This window comes from Micromonospora craterilacus (assembly GCF_003236315.1).
Lineage (GTDB): Bacteria > Actinomycetota > Actinomycetes > Mycobacteriales > Micromonosporaceae > Micromonospora > Micromonospora craterilacus.
Window position 1 is genome coordinate 1 of sequence record NZ_POTY01000135.1, and the last position, 18759, is coordinate 18759.

Genomic DNA, 18759 nt, shown 5'->3' on the forward strand with positions numbered 1-18759 from the left:
CCCCGCCGCCCAGCGGTGCCTGCACCGCGTCGGTCTCGCTGAACACCTGGACCGGCGGATTCGTCGCCACGGTACGCGTCACCGCCGGCTCCGCCGGGCTCAGCCGCTGGTCGGTGAACTTCGGGCTGCCGTCCGGCACGACCCTCGTCAACACCTGGAACGCCCAGCCCAGCGGGAGCAGCGGCAACGTGACCTTCCGCAACATGAGCTACAACGGCACGGTCAGCCCCGGGACCAGCACCGAGTTCGGCTTCCAGGGCAACGGTAATCCCCCCACCGGCACCCCCACCTGCAGCGCCAGCTGAGATGAGGGGAAGGGTCCCTTCTTAACGCCTCGTGCATAGGAAGGGGCCCCTCTTAACCGGTCTCCCAACTCATCGATGGGCGGGCTCGGCGTACGCCGAGCCCGCCCATCGATCACCAGCGGCTGACTAGCAGCGACTGATGGTCGAGTTGCTCAGGGTGATGTTGCTGATGGTCAGGTTGGTCGCGCAGGGGTTTTCCACGATCCGGCTGTTGACCAGCGTGAAGTTCCGCAGGGTGAGGTCCCGGTTGCCGGGGAACTCGGTACGCGCGGCCAGCCGCACCTCACCGCCGCCGCTGATCGTGCCGCCACCCGCCGCGATGTCCACCCCGTAGCAGTTCTCCAGCAGGATCGCGTTGTTGCCGGTGTTGGCGATGTCGACCCGGTTGATCGCCGTGCCGCCGGATTCCGAGACGCAGAAGACGCCCCGGCCGCCACCACGCGCCCGGACGGTGCCCACCCGGATGTTGATCGGGTAGGCGGAGCCGACCCGGCCGGCCCGGTTGGCGATCCGGAACGCCGCGTAGCCGGTGCCGGTGCCCGCGTTCTCCGCGTCGACCGTGGTCACCGTCGCGTTGATGGTCTCGTTGAGCAGCAAGCCGGACTCGCCGACGTTGCGGGCGGTCACGGTGCCGACGGTCAGCCCGTCCACGCCGTACGTCTCCACGGCGTGCGAGCTGGCACCGGAGACGTAGACGTTGTCGATGCGGACGTTGCGGGTCCACTGGCTGGTGTCGCCGCGGTTGTCGATGCGTACGCCCAGCCCGCTGGAGAGCCGCATGTCGATCTGGCCGAGGATCACGTTGGTGACGTTGCGCATGAAGATGCCGTACAACGGGGAGCCGGTGACGGCGAGGTTCTGCACCTCGACCTGGGTGGTGCCGCGCGAGTAGATCGGTGCCTGGTCACCGGAGCCGGATCCGGTCACGTTGATGGTGCCGCACACGTCGATGGTGGTGTAGCTGGGCAGCGAGATGCGGGAGCCGGCGCTCATCGAGCCGGAGCCGCGTACCACGACCCGCTGCTTGCTGGTCCGGCCGGCGCTGAGGCTGTTCACCGCGGCCTGCACGGCGGCGCGCAGGTCGCCGCCGGTGTAGACCGTGCTGCCGCCGTTGCGCGCGGTCCAGGTGCCGCCGCTGAGCACGGCCTCGGCCTGGAACGCGCCGCTGCCGCAGCCACTCGCGGCGCCGAGGACGACCAGCCGCCACTGCTGGTTGGCGCCGTTGACGTCCTGGTACTGGGAGATCATGCCGCCGTCGGCGGTGGACCAGCCCCACACGTCCAGGGCCTTGTTCGAGTGCCGGTTGACGAACCGGACGTGGCCGCCGTCGGAGTCGGCGAGCCGGAAGTGCTGGCGGTTGTTGCCGCTGACCGCCGCGTTCTGCACCAGTTGGACGCCGTCGTTGGCGTTGGGCACTTCGAGGACCTTGCCGCTGTGTACCGAGCGGATCTGGTAGTAGCCGCCGCCGACGTCGACGAAGCGCCACTGCTGCACCGCGGCGTCGTTGCGGGCGTACTGGTTGATCGGGGCGTTGTCGGCGGTGGACCAGTTCCACACGTCCATCGCCTTGCCGCTATGCCGGTTGACGAAGACGTAGGTGGCGTTGGGGTCGACGGTGGCGGCCTGCGCGCTCGGCGGCGCGACCGCCGTGGCGGTGCCGAGCAGGGCCAGCGTGGCGGCGGCCACCAGGCCGAGGCGCGCGCGTCTCTTCGATGTCCTGAGCAGCATGCGATGTTCCTCCGGATGCGGGTCGGTGGAGCGCGAGCTGCCGGCGTCGGTGCCCGCGCGGCAAACGAACCGCGCGGGCACCACACCCGGGCGCCGGGTGGGACGGCGCAGGCCGGGGTCAGACGACCGAGCAGGGCGTCCCGTTGAGGGTGAACGAGGTCGGACGGCCGGAGTTGCCGGTGTGGTTGGCCTGGAATCCGATGCTGACCGAGCCGTTGGCGGCGATGGTGGCGTTGTAGGAGACGTTGCGCGCGGTCACCGCGCCGGAGGTCGGCGAGTACGTCGCGTTCCAGCCGTTGGTGATGGTCTGCCCACCGGGCAGGGTGAACGCCAGGCTCCAGCCGTTGACGGCCGTGCTGCCGGTGTTGGTGATGTTCACCTCGGCGGTCAGCCCGGTGTTCCAGGCGTTGACCGCGTACCCGACCCGGCAGCCCGTGCCCGGTGGCGGCGTCGTCGGCGGTGGCGTGGTGGGGGTGATCGTCGGCGACGGGGTGGAGGTCGGCGGCGGGCTGGTCGGCGGCGTGCTGTCCAGGCCGAAGAAGCGCAGTGCCTGGGCGGCGTCGACCGGCAGGTTGTGCGACACGCCCTGCATGCTGATCGCCTCGACCGGCGCCTGGCCGCCGGTGCCGCCGTAGCGGGTACGGGTGTAGCCGGCCTGTGGGCTGTCCGTGTAGCTCGGAGTCTGGCTCAGCCCGCGTACGTTGGTCCACTGCTTGATCTGCTCGCCGAAGTTCGGGTAGCGCAGGATCTCGTCGTTGGTGCCGTGCCAGGTCTGCATCCGCGGACGCGGTCCGGTGTAGCCCGGGTACGCGTTGCGCACCAGGTCACCCCACTGCTGCGGAGTCCGGACGACCTGCCCGTTGGCGCACTCGCTGTTCCACTCCGAACCGTTGGTGGTGGCGAAACAGCCGAACGGTACCCCCGCGAAGGCGGCGCCCGCGGCGAACACGTCCGGATAGAGCCCGAGCAGCACATTGGTCATCATCGCGCCGGACGAGACGCCGGTGGCGAAGATCCGCGCCGGGTCGACCGGGTAGCGCTGCCGGACGTAGTCGACCATGGACATGATGCCCACCGGGTCGCTGCCGCCGCCCCGCCGCAGTGCCTGCGGGGAGGAGACGTCGAAACACTGGCTGCTGCGGGTCACCGACGGGTAGATCACGATGTAGCCGTACCGGTCGGCCAGGGACGCGAACTGGGTGCCGGAGTACATCGCCGGCCCGGTGCCGGTGCAGTAGTGCACCGCCACCAGCAGGCCCGGCCGGGCCGCGACCCGATCCGGTACGTAGAGGTACATGCGTAGGTTGCTCGGGTTGGTGCCGAAGCTGGTCACCTCGGTCAGCGCCGCCGCCGACGCCGGGGTGGGGACGGACAGCGCGGCCAGCGCCGTCAGGGCGATGGCCGCCACAGCGGCGCACCACAGTCTGATCGCCATTTTCATTGAGACAGAGCCTCCGGACGGAAGGTGGACACGGTGGTGTTCCGATCGAGGGCTGCCCGGTGCCCGATCTCGTCCGGCTCAGGAACATCGATGATTATCAGTTCTGGCGGGTGCGTGTGGCAAGCGCCGGCGGGGCAGCCGGCAACGCCACCGGTCCGCCCCGCAGCACCCCCTGCTCGCCGCGGTCTACTGCTCGTCGTCGACCACGTCGGTCTCGCCGTCGTGGGAGAACAGCACCGACAGGTGCTCGTCCGGCTGCGGCGCCTGCGCCGGGTTGTGGTGCGGGTCGCCGTCGGGGGAGAACAGCACCGGATCGGTCTTCGCGCTCTTCTCGCGCTCTTCCTCCGGCTCGGTCACCGACCCGCTCCTCACCTCGTGGCCATTGCTCCTCGACGCTACGCGGGGCGGCCGTCGTGGCAGGCCGCCCGGCGGTCAGCGCCACCCGATCGGGGTGCCGCGCCGGTCAGGGCCGGAGCAGGACCGGACCCGCGTCGATCCGGGTCCGGAACAGCGCGTACGGCTTGCGCCGCAGGTCGCGTCCGCGCTGGAACGGTGGTTGCCGGTGCACCTGGTTGGCGATGACGTACAGGTGCCGGTCGGTGGCCACGGACAGCGTGTCCGGCCAGAGCAGCCGCGGATCGTGCACGACCGTCTCGTACTCGCCGTCCGGGCGTCGGCGCACCACCGCGTTGTGCTCGTAGTTGGTCAGGTAGAGCCGGCCGGCGTCGTCGGACTCCAGGCCGTCGGCGCCGCCACCCTTGTCTCCCTCGTCGACCACGGTCGCGGTCACCTCCTCGTCGCCGAGGGTGGGGTCGGCCAGGGCATCGGTGGCGACGCTGAACCAGCGACGCGAGGCGAGGGCGCAGTAGTACAGCCGGGAGCCGTCGGCGGAGATCGCGATGCCGTCGGCGCCGACGCCCACCGGTTGCGGCGGCCCGTCTGGAGGACGGACCAGGAACGGGCGACCCTCGACCACCGGGCGGAACGCCGACAGCGGCTCCGCCTTGGCGGACGGGTGGTCGTGCAGCCGGCGCCAGGACGTACCGCTCGCCAGGTCGACCACGATGATCCCGTTCGGTGCGGCGTCGGCGGAGTCGGTGACGTACGCCAGCCCGGCCTCCCCGCGCCGCAGGTCGAACCGCACGTCGTTGAGGTACGTGGTGGGCAGCGCCACGTCGGGCGGGAAGGTGATCACCTGGGCGACGGTGTCGGTGCCGAGGTCGATCCGGACCAGCTTCGGACCGCCGGGCGAGGTCGGCCGGAACATCGGGCTGCCGGTGTCGAGCACCCAGAGCCGGTCGGCGGGATCGACCACGACGCTCTGCACCGACACGAACGCCGACGGATCGTCGTCGCGGGACGGGCTGTTCCAGCGCAGGTCGGGGAAGGGCACCTCGCGGCCGCGGCGCAGCTCGACCACGGTCGCGGGAACCTCGTCGCCCCAGCGGGGAAAGTTGACGAAGATCCGTCCGTGGTGCGAGACGGTCACCCCGGTCGGCATCGGCCCCCGGAACCGGTGCACCACGTCCAGCGTGCCGACCGGTTCGTCGGTGGGCAACCCGCTCCGCATCACTCGACCTCCCGTCGCGTACGGTCATCGGTCGATCTCCTTGCGTGCATCTTCCCAGGTCCGGCGGCAGGTGCCCACCCGTCGTCGGCCATCCGACCCCGCCAGCAGCCGGAAGTCGATTCGTCACCCAACCGTCACGTGTCCGCGCGGTGCCCGCCACCTGCCGCCGGCAGGGTGAGGGGTCGACCACTCCGACGTGGGAAGGAGCACGGTATGGCCGTCGTCCTGGACGACCACCTGGTCACCCTGACCTGTGACAGCTGCGGTGACACCGTCGCCGGCCCGCGCGCGCCGTCGGACGGCGAGGTGGTGTGGAACCTGGTGTCCGAACACGGCTGGAGCGGTTCCCCGCTGGCCGCCGGCCCGCACCGTTGCGCCCACTGCACCCGGCTCGGCCCGGCCGCCGGTGGCGTACCCGGTGGCATCCTCGGCATCGAGCACCTCGGCGACGTGACCGTGGTGACCGTCGCCGGTGACGTGGACCTCGACACCGGCGACACCCTGCGGAGGGCGTTGCGGCACGCGGCCGACATGGGCGGCCACGTCGTGGTGGACCTCGGCCGGACCGACCTGATCGACTCGACCGCGCTCGGGCTGCTGGCCCGCGCCCACCGCAACGCCGCCGACCGTGGCGCGCTCCTCTGCGTCGCGGCGGCCTCGCCACTGATCCGCCAGGTCCTCCGGGTCACCCGCCTGGACGAGGTGTTCCGCGTCGCCGGCAGCCGCGCCGAGGCGCTCGCGCAACTCGGCACCGCCGACCCGGACACTACGGCGACCAGCGGCGCCGACACCTGACCGGACATCGTCGCCGCCGGCCGCCAGGGCGGCTGCGGCACCGGGGAAGGTTGCGTCCGGCCCGCCCGCGCCACCGGTGCCAGGCGGCGCGGGCGGGCCGGAGATCAACGGCGGCTGCGCCGGTGACCGGCCAGCCGCAGGGCGTTGCACACGTCCGCCACGCCCTCGACATCCCAGGCCAGCTCACCGGCGGCCCGCCGGTGATCCGCCCCGGCGACCAGGCCGGTGAGGATCACGACGCGGTTCTGCACCATCACCGTGATCTGCTGCCGGCGGGTCGTCCAGTCGGCGCTCAGCCGCTGGGCGACCAGGGCGGCGAGGCGGACATCCTCGTCGTGGTCCTGCGGTTCGTCCCAGAGCGCGCGGAAGGAGTGGTCGTCGGGCATCGGCCAGGGCCACGGCATCACCACAGCGGTCTCCTTCGTCGTCGACGCCGGCGACCCGACGCGCCGTCCCGATCGACCACTACCTTGCGCAACGACCTTGGAGTCGACCGCACGGTTGGATGACAGTTGCGTGACAGATCACCCGTCGCGAGATCACATCGGCGAGTTGGCCGGCGGTGGAGTGTCGTCGGCGCGGTCGGCGGCCGGCAACCAGAGTACGAAGGTGCTACCCGCCCCGGGCCGGCAGAAAACCGCCGCCTGTCCGCCGTGCGACTCGACGATCTGCCGGACGATCGCCAGCCCCAGCCCGGTGCGCCGGTCGGCGGAGCCGCCCCGACCGGTCTCGCCGCGCCAGAACCGGTCGAACACCCGCGCCTGGTCGTCCTCGGCGATGCCCGGCCCCTCGTCCACGACGGCCAGCCACAGCCAGCCGCCCACCCGGCCGGTCGCCACGTCGATCGCGCCGCCCAGCGGGGAGAGGCGTACCGCGTTGGACAACAGATTCCCGCCGGCGCGGCGCAGCGCGTCGGGGTCCCCGATCAGCGTGAGATCCGCGCCGAGCGCGTACCGCAGGCGCAGCCCACGACCGGTGGCCAGCGGGGCGAAGTCCTCGCCCGCCTCCCGGGCGACGATGCTCAGGTCGACGTCGGTGTCGGCCATCGCGTCGGCGTCCCGGCGGGCGGTGGCCAGCAGGTCCTCGACCAGCCGGGACATCCGGGTGGTGGCCCGGTCGATCGTCGCCACCGCGGCGGTACGCTCCTGCTCGGTGGCCTCCGGCGAGGTCAACGAGGCGTCCAGGTTGGCCCGGATGATCGCCAACGGGCTGCGCAGTTCGTGCGAGGCGTCGTCGATGAGTTGCCGCTGGGCGCGGAAGGCGTGGTCGAGCCGGTCCAGCATCGAGTCGATGGTGCCGCCCAGGTCGCGCAGCTCGTCGCGCGGGCCGGCCAGCCGGATCCGGCGGGACAGGTCGGTGGCCTGGATCTCCCGGGCGGTCCGGGCGATGGCGCCGACCGGACGCAACGCCCGACCGGAGAGCACCCACCCGATGCCGAGGCTGGCCACGAAGAGCCCACCGAGGGCGATCAGCGAGTAGTCCCTGACGGTCTGCAACAGCCGCAGGTTCACCTCGTCCTCGATCTGCTGCACCTCGGCCACCTCGATGGTGGTGCCGGTCGCCACCGTGCGGCCGTCGGCCTTCTTCTTGTACAAGTGGGCCTGGTACCGCTCGGTGATCGGCTTCGGGTCGACCGCCCGGTCCACCGCCACGTACGCCACCACCAGCCCCGCCCCGGCCAGCGCGAACAGCAGCGTCGAGTAGAGCACCGTCAGCCGGAACCGGATCGACCGGAAGATACTCACGCCGCCACCTCGCACCGCTCGGCGCCGACCTGCGGCTGACGCTCGCTCATCCCGCCACCTCCCGCAGCCGGTAGCCGCGGCCGATGACCGTCTCGATCGGTGGGTCGTCGCCGTCGCCGGTGAGCTTGCGCCGCAGCGTGCCCACGGTGACCCGGACCGTCTCGGTGAACGGGTCGGCGTTGGCGTCCCAGACGTGCTCCAGCAGTTCCTCGGCCGGCACCACCTGCCCGGGGCGGGTCATCAGGTACTCCAGCACCCCGAACTCCTTGCGCGTCAGGTGCAACTGGCGGGCGCCCCGCCGTGCCTCGTGCCGGGCCACGTCCAGACGCAACGCCCCCACCGTGAGCACCGCCCCGGTGCCGCCGCTGTCCCGGCGTAACAGGGCCCGCACCCGGGCCAGCAACTCGGCCAGCGCGAACGGTTTCACCAGGTAGTCGTCCGCGCCCTCGTCGAGGCCGCGTACCCGGTCGCCGAGCGCCCCGCGGGCGGTGAGCATCAACACCCGCAGATCCGGCCCGCCGGCCACCACCACCGCACCGGAGCGGATCGCCCGGCACACCGCGAACCCGTCCACGTCGGGCAGGTTGACGTCCAGCAACATCAGGTCGTACGCGTTGACCCGCAGCAACTCGTACGCCGCCGACGCGTCGTCCGCGAGGTCGACGGCGTAGCCGGCCCGGACCAGCCCGACCCGCAGCGCGCCGGCCAGATCCTCTTCGTCCTCCACCACGAGCAGCCGCATGTTCCAGTTATCCCCTCGCGATCAGCCCCCGTGCCACCTGTGCCGCGCGGTCGATCGGGATGGCGAAGCCGATGCCGATGTTGCCGCTGCCCTCCAGTGTGGCGATGGCGGTGTTGACGCCGACCACCTCGCCCCGGCCGTTGACCAGCGGGCCGCCCGAATTGCCGGGGTTGATCGACGCATCGGTCTGCACCGCCGGCTGCCGGGCACCGCCGCCGAGCCGTACCGGCCGGTCCAGCGCGCTGACGATCCCGGCGGTCACCGTGCCGGAGAGCCCCAGCGGCGAACCGACGGCCAGCACCGGCTCCCCGACCTGGGTCTGCCCGGACGCCGCGAACGGCAGCGGGCGCAGGCTCGTGCCTCGCTCGACCCGCAACACGGCGATGTCCGTGCCCGGGTCACGGCCGACGAGCCGCGCGGTGAGCCGCCGGCCGTCCTGGCCGACGACGTTGATCGTGCCGCCCTCGGCCACCACGTGGTTGTTGGTGACGACGTGCCCCCGGTCGTCGATCAGGAACCCGGAACCGGAGGCGCCCCGCCCGCCGGACGATACCTGCACGGACACCACTCCGGTCAGCACCCGGTCAGCGGCGGCGACCAGATCGGCGCCGGTGCCCGGCGCTGCGCCGGCCGGTGGCGCGCCCAGGACGGCCTGCGGTGGGTCCTCGCCGGCGGCGTAGTGCCCGGCGACGCCGCCCGCACCCGCCGACACCGCCACCAGGGTCAGTCCGGCCAGCAGCAGCCGGGGCCACCGCGACGAGCCGCCGGCCGGATCGGCCGGATCGGCCGGCGTGGGGTTGCTCCCACTCGGCGTGGTGTCGGGTCCGCCCGGCGTGGTGTCGGGTCCGCCCGGCGCGGTGACGGGTACGAACGCCGGGGCCCCGGCGGGTCGATGGGGGGCCAGGTCGGGGGAGACGAACCGCGGCCCGCGCGTCTCGCCCAGGCCCGGAATCGTGCTCGTCATGGCGATGTCCCTTCGATAGGGCGTCGAGGCAGGAGAGAGAAGGCCGTCGCGGACCGGCGCCGGGCGGCTCACGGCAGGCGGGAGAACCAGAACATCGAGGCGGCGGCGGCCAGCAGGGCGAGCACCAGCCCGCCACCGATGAACCGTGCCGACACGTCCTGCCGTTCCGTCCGGTAGCCGACCGACGAGCCGATGTCGGCGTACGCCTCGCGCAGCTCGTCGCCGCTGCCCGCCTCGTAGTAGCCGCCGCCGGCCTGCTCGGCCACCGCCCGCAGGGTCTCCCCGTCGACCGGGACCGCCTGGCCCCCGCCGATGCGACCGTCGAGGGTGCCGAAGGAGATGGTGTCGACCGGCACGCCCGCCTGCACAGCGTCGGCAGCGGCCAGCGCCGGGTCGCGTCCCGACGTGTTGGCGCCGTCGGAGAGCACCACCACCCGGGCCGGCGGTGGCTCGTCGGCGGCCTGGGCGTCCAGGGTGCGGATCGACTCCAACGCGGCGTGGATGGCCTCCCCGATCGCGGTGCCCTGGAGGGCGGTGACGCCCTCGTCGAGCCGGTCGATGCCCGCCGCGACCGTGTCCCGGTCGCCGCCGGGAGCGACCATCACCGACGCGCTGCCGGCGAACGCGACCAGCCCGACGTTGAACTCCTCCGGCAGGTCGGCGACGAACTCCCGGGCCGCGTCCTTGGCCGCGACCAGCCGGTCCGGCGGTACGTCGTCGGCGAGCATGGACCGGGACACGTCGACCGCCACGATGACGGTGGCCCGCTCGCGGGGCACCCGTACCTCGTCGGTCGGGCGGGCGAAGCCCACCACCAGCAGCGCCAGCATGGCGATGAACAGACCGGCCGGCACGTGCCGGCGCCACGCTGGGCGGGCCGGTGCGACCTTGTCCAGCAGCCGCAGGTTGGTGAACCGGACCGCGTACCGGCTGTGCCGGCGTTGCCTCAGCAGGTAGCCGACGATCAGGGCGGCCACCCCGGCCAGCAGCCACAGACGTTCCGGAGACTCCCAGGTCACGCCGCATCTCCGTTCGTGGGGCGGGTCGCGCGGGCCAGCCGGCGCTGGGCGTGCACATGTCGGACGATGTCGGCGATCCAGTCCCGGTCGGTGCGCAGTGGCAGGTGCGCCGCGCCGGCCCGGCGTAGCGCCCGGGCCACGGCCAGCCGCTGGGCGGCGGCTGCCGCCGCGTACCGCTCGCGCAGCTTGCGGCTGCCGGTGGAGACCTCTCGCCGGCGTCCGCTCTCCGGGTCGACCAGGGTGATCAGCCCGACGTCGGGCAGCTCCAGCTCGCGCGGGTCGCGTACCTCCACGGCGAGCACCTGGTGCCGCGCGGCCAGCCGGCGCAACGGTCGTTCCCAGTCCGGCGGCGCGGCGTCCGCGCCGGCCACACCCTCGTCGGGCAGGCCGTCCAGGAAGTCCGAGACCACCACCGCGAGGCCGCGCCGGCCGGCCGACCGGCGCAACCCGTCGACGGCGTCGGCCAGCGGCACCGGCTGGGTGGCTGGCCGGCCGCGCGGCACCTCCAGCAGCGTGCGGAGCAGGTGGAGCAGGTGGTGCCGCCCGGTACGGGCGGGGAACCGGCGTACCCCGGCGTCGCCGAGCACGTGCGCGCCCAGCCGGTTGCCGGTGCCGGCGGTCAGGAACCCGACGGCGGCCACCGCGGCCACCGCCAGCTCTCGCTTCTCCAGCTCCGCGGTGCCGAAGTCCATGCTCGGCGTCGCGTCCACCAGCGTCCAGGTGGTCAGCTCCCGGTCGGCGTCGACGGTACGCACGTGCGGCACGGTGGTCCGCGCCGTCACCGACCAGTCCATCCGCCGCACCTCGTCCTCGCCGGGGCGGTACTCGCGGCTGCCGGCCGGCTCGCTGCCCGGCCCCGGCAGCAGGCCCAGGTGCTGCCCGTGCAGCAGCCCGTCGAGGCGGCGGGTGATGGTCAGTTCCAGGCGGCGCAGCCGGCGGTGCGGCGCCAGCCGCCCGACGCTGGTCGAGGTCTGGTTCATGCCGCCGTCCCCAGGCCGGGACCCTGGTCCTCCTGCGCGGGGGCGATCTGCGGCGGCGGCACGGCCTCCAAGACCCGTCGCACCAACTCGCCCGGGTCGACGTCGTCGGCGACCGCGTCGAAGGAGAGCACCAGCCGGTGGGCGAGCACGTCGCCGGCGACCTCCCGGACGTCGGCCGGCAGCACGTACTCGCGTCCGCGCAGCAGCGCCAGGGCCCGGGCCGCGGCCACCAGGCCGAGCGTGGCGCGCGGGCTCGCCCCGTACGCCAGCTGCGCGGCCACGTCCGCCAGCCCGAAGCGGCGCGGATCCCGGGTGGCCAGCACCAGCCGCACCACGTACTCGGCCAGGGCATGGTGGACGAACACCTCCCGGGCACGGGCCTGCAACGCCAGCAGCCGGGCCGGGTCCAGCACCGGACGGGCGGCCGGGGTGCTGGTGCCCATCCGGTAGAGGATGCCCAGCTCCTCGTCGTCGGTGGGGTAGTCGACCACGATCTTCATCAGGAACCGGTCCCGCTGGGCCTCGGGCAGCTGGTAGACCCCCTCGGACTCGATCGGGTTCTGGGTGGCCAGCACGAGGAACGGGGTCGGCACCGGGTAGGTCCGCCCGCCGAGCGAGAGGTGCCCCTCGGCCATCACCTCCAGCAGCGCCGACTGCACCTTGGCCGGCGCCCGGTTGATCTCGTCGGCGAGGACCAGGTTGGCCATCACCGGCCCCAGCTCGACGTCGAAGCTCTCCTTCGAGGCCCGGTAGATCCGGGTGCCGAGGATGTCCGACGGCACCAGGTCGGGGGTGAACTGGATCCGGGCGAAGCTGCCGCCCACCGCCGTGGCCAGGGTCTCCGCGGCGAGCGTCTTGGCGACGCCGGGCACCCCCTCCAGCAGGCAGTGGCCGCGGGCGAGCAGCGCGGTCATCAGCCGCTCCACCAGCCGGTCCTGGCCGACGATGACCCGTTTCACCTCGAACAGGGTCCGTTCCAGCAGCCGGGTGTCGTCGGCGCGCCCGCCCGCCGCGTCCAGCCCGCGTACGGCGGCGTTGTCGATGGTGCTCCGCATGCGCTGCTCCTCGGTCGCGTTCCACTTCGGAGCGGGTACCCGGACAAGGGGGAGCCCGGGTACCCGCACGTGACCCATTGGGCCAGAACGGACCGAAAGACAACCGAACGGCGAACGCCGCAGCCGGGGCGGTGGCGACTTCCGGCTGGCAGGTCAAGAGAAATCGTGAGGCGTTACAACGACACCCGTCGCGGATCCACACTGTCCGCAGGCTGGCGCCGGCACTGCCCGCGATGCCGTTGGTGACGGTTTCGATGAGTTGGCCAAGAGGTTCTGGTCATGCAGACCGGCGCATCGTGACCAGAACCTCTTGATCAACCTCTCAGTCCCGCCCGCGCTGGGTGCGGTAGCGGCGGATCAGGGCGGCGGTGGAGGAGTCGAGGCTGTCTAGGTCGGCCCGGTCGCCGGTGAGCAGCGGGGCGAGCTGGTTGGCCATCACCTTGCCCAGCTCGACGCCCCACTGGTCGAACGGGTTGATGTCCCAGATCGCGCCCTCGGTGAGGACGATGTGCTCGTAGAGGGCGACCATCTGCCCGAGGGTGGCCGGGGTGAGCCGGTCCGCCACGATCGACGTGGTCGGGTGGTTGCCGGCCATCACCCGGTGCGGTACGAGTTCCGCCGGGGTGCCCTCCGCCGCGACCTGGTCGGCGGTGCGGCCGAAGGCCAGCGCCGCGGTCTGGGCGAAGAAGTTCGACATGAACAGGTCGTGCATGTCGCCGATCTCGTGGTTCGGCTCGCTGAACCCGATGAAGTCCGCCGGCACCAGCCGGGTGCCCTGGTGCAGCAGCTGGTAGAAGGCGTGCTGGCCGTTGGTGCCGGGCTCGCCCCAGAAGATCTCCCCGGTGTCGTACGACACCGGCCGGCCGTCGGTGCGTACCGACTTGCCGTTGCTCTCCATGGTCAACTGCTGTAGGTACGCCGGGAAGCGGTGCAGGTACTGCGAGTACGGCAGCACCGCGTGGGTCTGCGCGCCGAGGAAGTTGGTGTACCAGACGTTCAGCAGCCCGAGCAGCACCGGCGCGTTGCCGGCCAGCGGGGTGGTGCGGAAGTGCTCGTCGACGGCGTGGTAGCCGGCGAGCAGCTCGTCGAAGCGCTGCGGCCCGATGGACAGCATCACCGACAGGCCCACCGCCGAGGGCAGCGAGTACCGGCCGCCGACCCAGTCCCAGAAGCCGAACATGTTCGCCGGGTCGATGCCGAAGTCGCCGACCCGCTGGGCGTTGGTGCTGACCGCGACGAAGTGGCGGGCCACCGCCTCGTCGTCGGCGCCGAGCCCGGCCAGCAGCCAGCGCCGGGCCTGGTGGGCGTTGGCCAGGGTCTCCTGGGTGGAGAAGGTCTTCGACACCACCACGAACAGGGTGCTGGCCGGGTCCAGGTCGGCGGTGGTGTCGTGGATGTCGGTGGGGTCGACGTTCGACACGAAACGGCAGCTGATCCCGCCGTCGCGGTACGCCTTGAGCGCCTCGTACGCCATCACCGGCCCCAGGTCGGAACCGCCGATGCCGATGTTGACCACGGTGCGGATCCGCTCGCCGGTGTGCCCGCGCCACTGCCCGGAGCGCACCTTCTCGGCGAACTCGGCCATCCGCTCCCGTACCGCGTGCACGTCGGCCACCACGTCCTGACCGTCGACGGTCAGCGCGGCGTCGCGGGGCAGCCGCAGCGCGGTGTGCAGCACGGCCCGGTCCTCGGTGCCGTTGATGTGGCTGCCCGCGAACATCGCGGCGATCCGGTCGGCGAGCCCGACCCGCTCGGCCAGCGCGGTCAACAGGGTGAGCGTCTCGTCGGTGACCAGGTTCTTGCTGTAGTCGACGTAGAGGTCGGCCACCTCGACGGTCAACCGGTCGCCGCGGTCGGGGTCGGTGGCGAACAGGTCCCGCAGATGCGTCCCGCGGATCTCGTCGGCGTGCTTGCGCAGGGCCTGCCACTCGTCGGTGGTGGTGACGTCCGCAGCCATCGGTTCGATCGTCTCCTCGCAGGGTCGGCACGCCGCCGGCGTCGTCCGGCCGGCGGGTGAGACCAGCCTGCCACACGAAGATCGCCGCGCGAGTCAGACGCCGGCGACCGATCACGATCAGCATCCGGCCGTTCACGCGGCCCGCCCGGCGGGCGTACCGCATCGGGCCCGATGCTCGTCCGCGGCGGCGACAGGGCATGGTGGAGGGATGACGACGCCCGCCCCGAGTGCCCCCGCAGATGCCTCCGGAAGTCCCGCCGCCGCCGCGCCCGTACGGCAGACGCTGCTGGTGCTCGGCGCCAGCGGCGACCTGACCGGGCGGCTGCTGCTGCCGGGGCTGGGCCGGCTGGTGGCCAGCGGCGCCGTCCCCGCCCTGACGCTGATCGGCAGCGGCATGGACGACTGGGACGACGAGCGGTGGCGCCGCCGGGTGGCCGACTCCTTCGGCACCGTCGGCGCCGACGGCCCCCGGGAGTCCGAGGTGGTCCGGGAGACCCGGTACGTGCCGGCGGACGTGACCAGCGAGGAGGACCTGCGGCGGCTGCTGCGGGACTGCGTGGGACCACTGGTGATCTTCTTCGCGCTGCCGCCGATGGTGACCGCTCGCTCGGCCGCCGCGCTGGCCCGCATCGGCCTGCCACCGGGCACCCGGCTGATGCTGGAGAAGCCGTTCGGTGTCGACCGCATCTCGGCCCGTTCGCTCAACAACCTGCTGGCCACTCTCGTACCGGAGGAGCAGGTCCACCGCATCGACCACTTCCTCGGCAAGTCGACGGTGCTGAACCTGCTCGGCCTGCGGTTCGCCAACCGGATCTTCGAGCCGGTGCTCAACTCCACGCATGTGGCCTGCGTGGACATCGTCTTCGACGAGACACTGGGCCTGGAGGGCCGGGCCGGCTACTACGACGGTGCCGGGGCGCTGGTGGACATGGTGCAGAGCCACCTGCTCCAGGTGCTCGCCCTGCTCGCCATGGACCCGCCGCCCACCCTGCGGGCCCAGGAGCTGCGGGGCCGCAAGGCGCAGGTGCTGCGGGCCACCCGGCTGTGGCACGACGACCCGGTGGCGGCCAGTCGGCGGGCCCGGTACACGGCGGGCGAGGTCGGCGGGCGTCGGCTGCCCGACTACGCCGACGAACCCGGGGTCGACCCGGCCCGTCGTACCGAGACGCTGGCCGAACTGGTGTTGACCGTGGACACCTGGCGTTGGGCCGGGGTGCCGTTCCGGCTGCGCTCCGGCAAGGCGATGGCCGCCACCCGCAAGGAGGCGATCATCACCTTCAAGCAGCCGTCCCGGGTGCCGGACGGGCTCACCGGCTACGAACACCCCGACCGGTTGCGGATCGGGTTCGGTCCGGACCGGCTGGGCCTGGACCTCAACATCAACGGTCCCGGCGACCCGTTCGAACTCGAACAGGTACGCCTGTCGGCGGACTTCGGCCCCGGAGACCTGCCGCCGTACGGTGAGGTGCTGCGCGGCGCGTTCGAGGGCGACCCGACCCTGTCGGTGCGCGGCGACGTCGCCGAGGAGTGCTGGCGCATCGTCGAGCCGGTGCTGGCCGCCTGGAAGGCGGACACGGTGCCGCTGCGGGAGTACCCGGCGGGCTCCACCGGGCCGCACGACTCGCTGATCGGTCCGGTGGCCGGCTGACGGTCACCGTGCGCCGCGTCCGGCCCCTCGGGCGGTGCTCAGCGGGTGCCCTGGCGGTGGATCCGCGGCTAGTCGCCGCGATCCTTGCGACGCTCGCCGGCGACCTGCCGGTGAGGGGCTCCTCGCCAAGATCGGTGGGTTAGGTTAACCTAACCTAACTTTGCCGTGTGGTGGCAGGAGGTACGCGTGACGCGGAACTGGATCCGGCGCCGGTTCGACGACGGCGACCCGGCATGACCACACCCGCCACCACGACGCTGGCCGAGCGGCCAGGCCCACCGGCCGCGCCGCGGCCGCGTACCCGCTGGCTCATCCTCGCCGTGCTCTGCCTGGCCCAGCTCGTCGTGGTGCTGGACAACACCGTGCTCACCGTGGCGGTGCCGGCGCTCACTCGTGACCTGGCGGCCAGCACCGCGGACACACAGTGGATCATCAACGCGTACGCCCTGGTGCTCTCCGGCCTGCTGCTCACCGCCGGCAGCGCCGTCGACCGCTACGGCCGACGGCGGATGCTGATGGTCGGTCTCGTGTTCTTCGGGGCCGCCTCACTCGCCGCCGCGGCGGCCAGCTCGCCCGGTCAGCTGGTCGCGGCCCGGGCGGCGCTCGGCGTCGGCGGCGCCCTGCTGGTGACCGCCACCCTGGCCGTGGCCATCCAGGTCTTCGACGCAGCCGAGCGGCCCCGCGCGATCGGGATCTGGGCAGCCGCGCACGCCCTCGGCTACGCCGCCGGGCCGCCGGTGGGCGGGCTGGTCCTCGGGTACGCCGACTGGCCGGCCATCTTCCTGCTCAACGTGCCGGTCGTGGTGATCTGTCTGGTCGCCGCCGGCCTGCTGGTGCCCGAGTCGCGCCGGCCCGGCGCGGGACGGCTCGACCTCCCCGGCGCGGTGCTCTCCGGCGCCGGGCTCACCGCCGTGGTGTACGCGGTCGTCGCCGCACCCGACCACGGCTGGACGGCGCCGGCCGTGCTCGGCGCGGCGAGCGCAGGAGCCGTCCTGCTCGGCCTCTTCGTCGCCTGGGAACGGCGGGTCGCCCACCCCATGCTCGACCTGCACTTCTTCCGCGACCAGCGGTTCGTCGGCGCGGTGGCCGGGGTCGTCCTGATCACCTTTGGCAGCGCCGGATCGCTGTTCCTGCTCGCCCAGCAGTTGCAGTTCGTCCGCGGCCACTCGGCCTGGGAGGCGGGCCTGCGGATGGCACCGTTCGCGCTCACCGTGGTGCTGCTCAACCTCGCCGGCATCGCCGCGCGGCTGATCCGGCTGCTCGGCACCCCGGTGGCCATCGCCGCCGGGATGGCGCTGCTCGCCGCGGGTCTGGTCGTCGCCGCGTACGCCCCGACCGACGGCTACGCCGTCCTGCTGCTCGGCCTGGTGCTGATGGGCGCCGGCTGCGCGCTGGCCAACCCGGCCATCGTGGACGCGGTGATGAGCGCGATCCCGCCCGAGAAGGCCGGCGCCGGCGCCGGGGTGGACGGGACCATGGCGGAGGTCGGCGCCAGCCTCGGGGTGGCCGCGCTCGGCGCGGTGATGAGCGCCCGCTTCGTGGCCGCGCTACCGGCCGACCTGGCCGGCGCGGACTCGTTCCCGGCCGCGTACGCCGCCGCGGCCGAGTCGCAGCGAACCGGCGTCGCGGACGCGTTCGGCGCGGCGGTGGCGACCAGCCAGACGGTCGGCGCGGTCGCCGTCCTGGCCGGCGGCTGCCTGGCCGCGTACCTGCTGCACCGGGCCGCGCGCCGGACGGCCTGACCACCACCCGGGCTCGCCCGCCCGGCTGGCGGCGATCTGATGGGTCACGGAGGCATGGGAACGCGGCGGCCCCGGCGGTGGTCCCGGGGCCGCCGTTGGTGCGGGCGGATCAGCTGGTCGGGAAGTTGTCCGGGGTGCGGATGCGCTCGCGCATGAAGGCGCCGGAGGTGGTGAGCACGGAGGTGCCGGTGTAGTTGCTGCCGTTGCAGGTGCCGGGCCGCAACGCGGCGCTGCCCTCGGCCTTGTCGGAGAACGTCCAGTTCGCGTAGCCGATCTTCAGCCGGTCCAGCAGGTCCAACCACTGCCGGCTGCTGGCCAGGTCGGCCGCCCCGTCACCGCTGTAGTCCACCGTGCCGAACTCGGTGACGAACAGCGGCAGCCGGGCCGCCGCCCGCTCCACCTCGGCCCGGTAGTTGTCCCGGTGCGACGCGGCGTAGAAGTGGAAGGCGTACATGATGTTGCTGGCGTTCACCGGGTTGGTGGCGATCTCGTTGTGGTTCGAGCCCTCCGAGACGCCCAGCGAGGACCAGGCGCGGGTACCCACGATGATGACGGCGTCCGGGTCGTTGGCCCGGATCACCGGGATGACCTGCTCGGCGTAGTTCTTGATGGTCGACCAGCTGACCCCGTTGGGCTCGTTGGTGATCTCGTAGATCACGTTGTTCTTCGCGGCGTGCCGCGCGGAGACGGCGGCGAAGAAGGTCTTGGCCCGCTCCAGGTTGTACATCGGGTCACCGGGCGTCAGCGTGTGGAAGTCGATCATCGCGTACATGCCGCGTCGGGTGGCCTCCTCGACCAGGTTGTTGACCCGGTTGGTGAACCCGGCGGGGTCGGTCTCGTAGCCCTGCTCCTGCACGTACATGGCGATCCGGAACAGGTCCGCGCGCCAGTCGGTGGCGAGGGCGTCGAGCGAGGCGTTGTTGTAGCAGTTGCCGAACCACTGGATGCCGTGGGTGCTCATCCCGCGCAGCTGGATCGGCCGCCCGTACTGGTTGCAGAGGTTGACCCCGCAGACCCGCAACTGCCCGTTGATGGCCACCGGGGTCTGCCCGGCGGGCGGCGGGGTGG

At 72.7% G+C, this 18759-nt stretch carries 17 protein-coding genes; 4 read left to right on the forward strand and 13 right to left on the reverse strand.

Annotated features, from left to right (window positions below; genetic code table 11):
* Window positions 1-305 (forward strand): cellulose binding domain-containing protein (locus C1I95_RS20420; RefSeq protein ID WP_199523828.1); only part of this gene is annotated, 305 nt, incomplete at its 5' end.
* A 126-nt stretch (window positions 306-431) separates the two neighbouring features.
* Here C1I95_RS20420 and C1I95_RS20425 read toward each other — a convergent pair.
* The 4 genes from C1I95_RS20425 to C1I95_RS20435 all read right to left on the reverse strand — a co-directional run bounded on the left by C1I95_RS20425 (window position 432) and on the right by C1I95_RS20435 (window position 5044).
* Window positions 432-2033 (reverse strand): RICIN domain-containing protein, encoded by a 1602-nt coding sequence (locus C1I95_RS20425; protein WP_111215534.1) that lies wholly within the window; start codon window positions 2031-2033, stop codon window positions 432-434.
* A gap of 118 nt (window positions 2034-2151) precedes the next feature.
* Entirely contained in the window at window positions 2152-3474 is a 1323-nt protein-coding gene (locus C1I95_RS20430; RefSeq protein ID WP_111215505.1) for an extracellular catalytic domain type 1 short-chain-length polyhydroxyalkanoate depolymerase, read from the reverse strand.
* Window positions 3475-3660: 186 nt separating this feature from the next.
* Window positions 3661-3831 carry a hypothetical protein gene (locus C1I95_RS35840; RefSeq protein ID WP_199523829.1) on the reverse strand — a complete coding sequence of 57 codons (171 nt, stop codon included), beginning with the start codon at window positions 3829-3831 and terminating at the stop codon, window positions 3661-3663.
* A 106-nt stretch (window positions 3832-3937) separates the two neighbouring features.
* Window positions 3938-5044, reverse strand: a complete 1107-nt coding sequence (locus C1I95_RS20435) for an L-dopachrome tautomerase-related protein (protein WP_111215507.1) — start codon at window positions 5042-5044, stop codon at window positions 3938-3940.
* Between the two features lie 213 nt (window positions 5045-5257).
* Between C1I95_RS20435 and C1I95_RS20440 the strand changes: the two genes are divergently transcribed.
* Window positions 5258-5839: an STAS domain-containing protein gene (locus C1I95_RS20440; protein ID WP_111215510.1), complete on the forward strand. Its 582-nt coding sequence runs from the start codon at window positions 5258-5260 to the stop codon at window positions 5837-5839.
* 104 nt (window positions 5840-5943) lie between these two features.
* Here the strand turns inward: C1I95_RS20440 and C1I95_RS20445 are convergent, their stop codons facing one another.
* The 8 genes from C1I95_RS20445 to pgi all read right to left on the reverse strand — a co-directional run bounded on the left by C1I95_RS20445 (window position 5944) and on the right by pgi (window position 14301).
* Window positions 5944-6243 (reverse strand): BON domain-containing protein, encoded by a 300-nt coding sequence (locus C1I95_RS20445; protein WP_111215536.1) that lies wholly within the window; start codon window positions 6241-6243, stop codon window positions 5944-5946.
* Between the two features lie 135 nt (window positions 6244-6378).
* Window positions 6379-7584: a sensor histidine kinase gene (locus C1I95_RS20450; RefSeq protein WP_199523830.1), complete on the reverse strand. Its 1206-nt coding sequence runs from the start codon at window positions 7582-7584 to the stop codon at window positions 6379-6381.
* A 46-nt stretch (window positions 7585-7630) separates the two neighbouring features.
* Window positions 7631-8326, reverse strand: a complete 696-nt coding sequence (locus C1I95_RS20455; protein ID WP_111215515.1) for a response regulator transcription factor — start codon at window positions 8324-8326, stop codon at window positions 7631-7633.
* 7 nt (window positions 8327-8333) lie between these two features.
* The gene (locus tag C1I95_RS20460) at window positions 8334-9290 is read right to left on the reverse strand and encodes a S1C family serine protease (protein ID WP_111215518.1); all 957 of its coding nucleotides are present in this window, start codon (window positions 9288-9290) and stop codon (window positions 8334-8336) included.
* 68 nt (window positions 9291-9358) lie between these two features.
* Window positions 9359-10309 carry a VWA domain-containing protein gene (locus C1I95_RS20465; RefSeq protein ID WP_111215520.1) on the reverse strand — a complete coding sequence of 317 codons (951 nt, stop codon included), beginning with the start codon at window positions 10307-10309 and terminating at the stop codon, window positions 9359-9361.
* Complete coding sequence (locus C1I95_RS20470) at window positions 10306-11289, reverse strand: DUF58 domain-containing protein (protein ID WP_111215522.1); 984 nt, start codon at window positions 11287-11289, stop codon at window positions 10306-10308. The genes C1I95_RS20465 and C1I95_RS20470 overlap by 4 nt, the downstream gene beginning before the upstream one ends.
* Entirely contained in the window at window positions 11286-12344 is a 1059-nt protein-coding gene (locus C1I95_RS20475; protein ID WP_111215525.1) for an AAA family ATPase, read from the reverse strand. The genes C1I95_RS20470 and C1I95_RS20475 overlap by 4 nt, the downstream gene beginning before the upstream one ends.
* 322 nt (window positions 12345-12666) lie before the next feature.
* Window positions 12667-14301, reverse strand: a complete 1635-nt coding sequence (gene pgi, locus C1I95_RS20480) for a glucose-6-phosphate isomerase (RefSeq protein ID WP_111215527.1) — start codon at window positions 14299-14301, stop codon at window positions 12667-12669.
* A 208-nt stretch (window positions 14302-14509) separates the two neighbouring features.
* Between pgi and C1I95_RS20485 the strand changes: the two genes are divergently transcribed.
* Both C1I95_RS20485 and C1I95_RS20490 read left to right on the forward strand, forming a co-directional pair.
* Window positions 14510-15949: a glucose-6-phosphate dehydrogenase gene (locus C1I95_RS20485; protein WP_111215529.1), complete on the forward strand. Its 1440-nt coding sequence runs from the start codon at window positions 14510-14512 to the stop codon at window positions 15947-15949.
* A gap of 233 nt (window positions 15950-16182) precedes the next feature.
* Window positions 16183-17691 (forward strand): MFS transporter, encoded by a 1509-nt coding sequence (locus C1I95_RS20490; protein ID WP_111215532.1) that lies wholly within the window; start codon window positions 16183-16185, stop codon window positions 17689-17691.
* A 109-nt stretch (window positions 17692-17800) separates the two neighbouring features.
* On the opposite strand, the gene C1I95_RS20495 is transcribed toward C1I95_RS20490, so the two are convergent.
* Window positions 17801-18759: glycoside hydrolase family 5 protein (locus C1I95_RS20495; protein ID WP_111215539.1), on the reverse strand; the 959-nt coding region annotated here is incomplete at its 5' end.

What these genes read in the sequence shown, in the direction of transcription:
- C1I95_RS20425 (WP_111215534.1), bottom strand. Translation starts at nt 2,033, where the DNA reads ATGCTGCTCAGGACATCGAAGAGACGCGCGCGCCTCGGCCTGGTGGCC.
- C1I95_RS20430 (WP_111215505.1), bottom strand. Translation starts at nt 3,474, where the DNA reads ATGAAAATGGCGATCAGACTGTGGTGCGCCGCTGTGGCGGCCATCGCC.
- C1I95_RS20435 (WP_111215507.1), bottom strand. Translation starts at nt 5,044, where the DNA reads ATGCGGAGCGGGTTGCCCACCGACGAACCGGTCGGCACGCTGGACGTG.
- C1I95_RS20440 (WP_111215510.1), top strand. Translation starts at nt 5,258, where the DNA reads ATGGCCGTCGTCCTGGACGACCACCTGGTCACCCTGACCTGTGACAGC.
- C1I95_RS20445 (WP_111215536.1), bottom strand. Translation starts at nt 6,243, where the DNA reads ATGCCGTGGCCCTGGCCGATGCCCGACGACCACTCCTTCCGCGCGCTC.
- C1I95_RS20455 (WP_111215515.1), bottom strand. Translation starts at nt 8,326, where the DNA reads ATGCGGCTGCTCGTGGTGGAGGACGAAGAGGATCTGGCCGGCGCGCTG.
- C1I95_RS20460 (WP_111215518.1), bottom strand. Translation starts at nt 9,290, where the DNA reads ATGACGAGCACGATTCCGGGCCTGGGCGAGACGCGCGGGCCGCGGTTC.
- C1I95_RS20470 (WP_111215522.1), bottom strand. Translation starts at nt 11,289, where the DNA reads ATGAACCAGACCTCGACCAGCGTCGGGCGGCTGGCGCCGCACCGCCGG.
- C1I95_RS20475 (WP_111215525.1), bottom strand. Translation starts at nt 12,344, where the DNA reads ATGCGGAGCACCATCGACAACGCCGCCGTACGCGGGCTGGACGCGGCG.
- pgi (WP_111215527.1), bottom strand. Translation starts at nt 14,301, where the DNA reads ATGGCTGCGGACGTCACCACCACCGACGAGTGGCAGGCCCTGCGCAAG.
- C1I95_RS20485 (WP_111215529.1), top strand. Translation starts at nt 14,510, where the DNA reads ATGACGACGCCCGCCCCGAGTGCCCCCGCAGATGCCTCCGGAAGTCCC.
- C1I95_RS20490 (WP_111215532.1), top strand. Translation starts at nt 16,183, where the DNA reads ATGACCACACCCGCCACCACGACGCTGGCCGAGCGGCCAGGCCCACCG.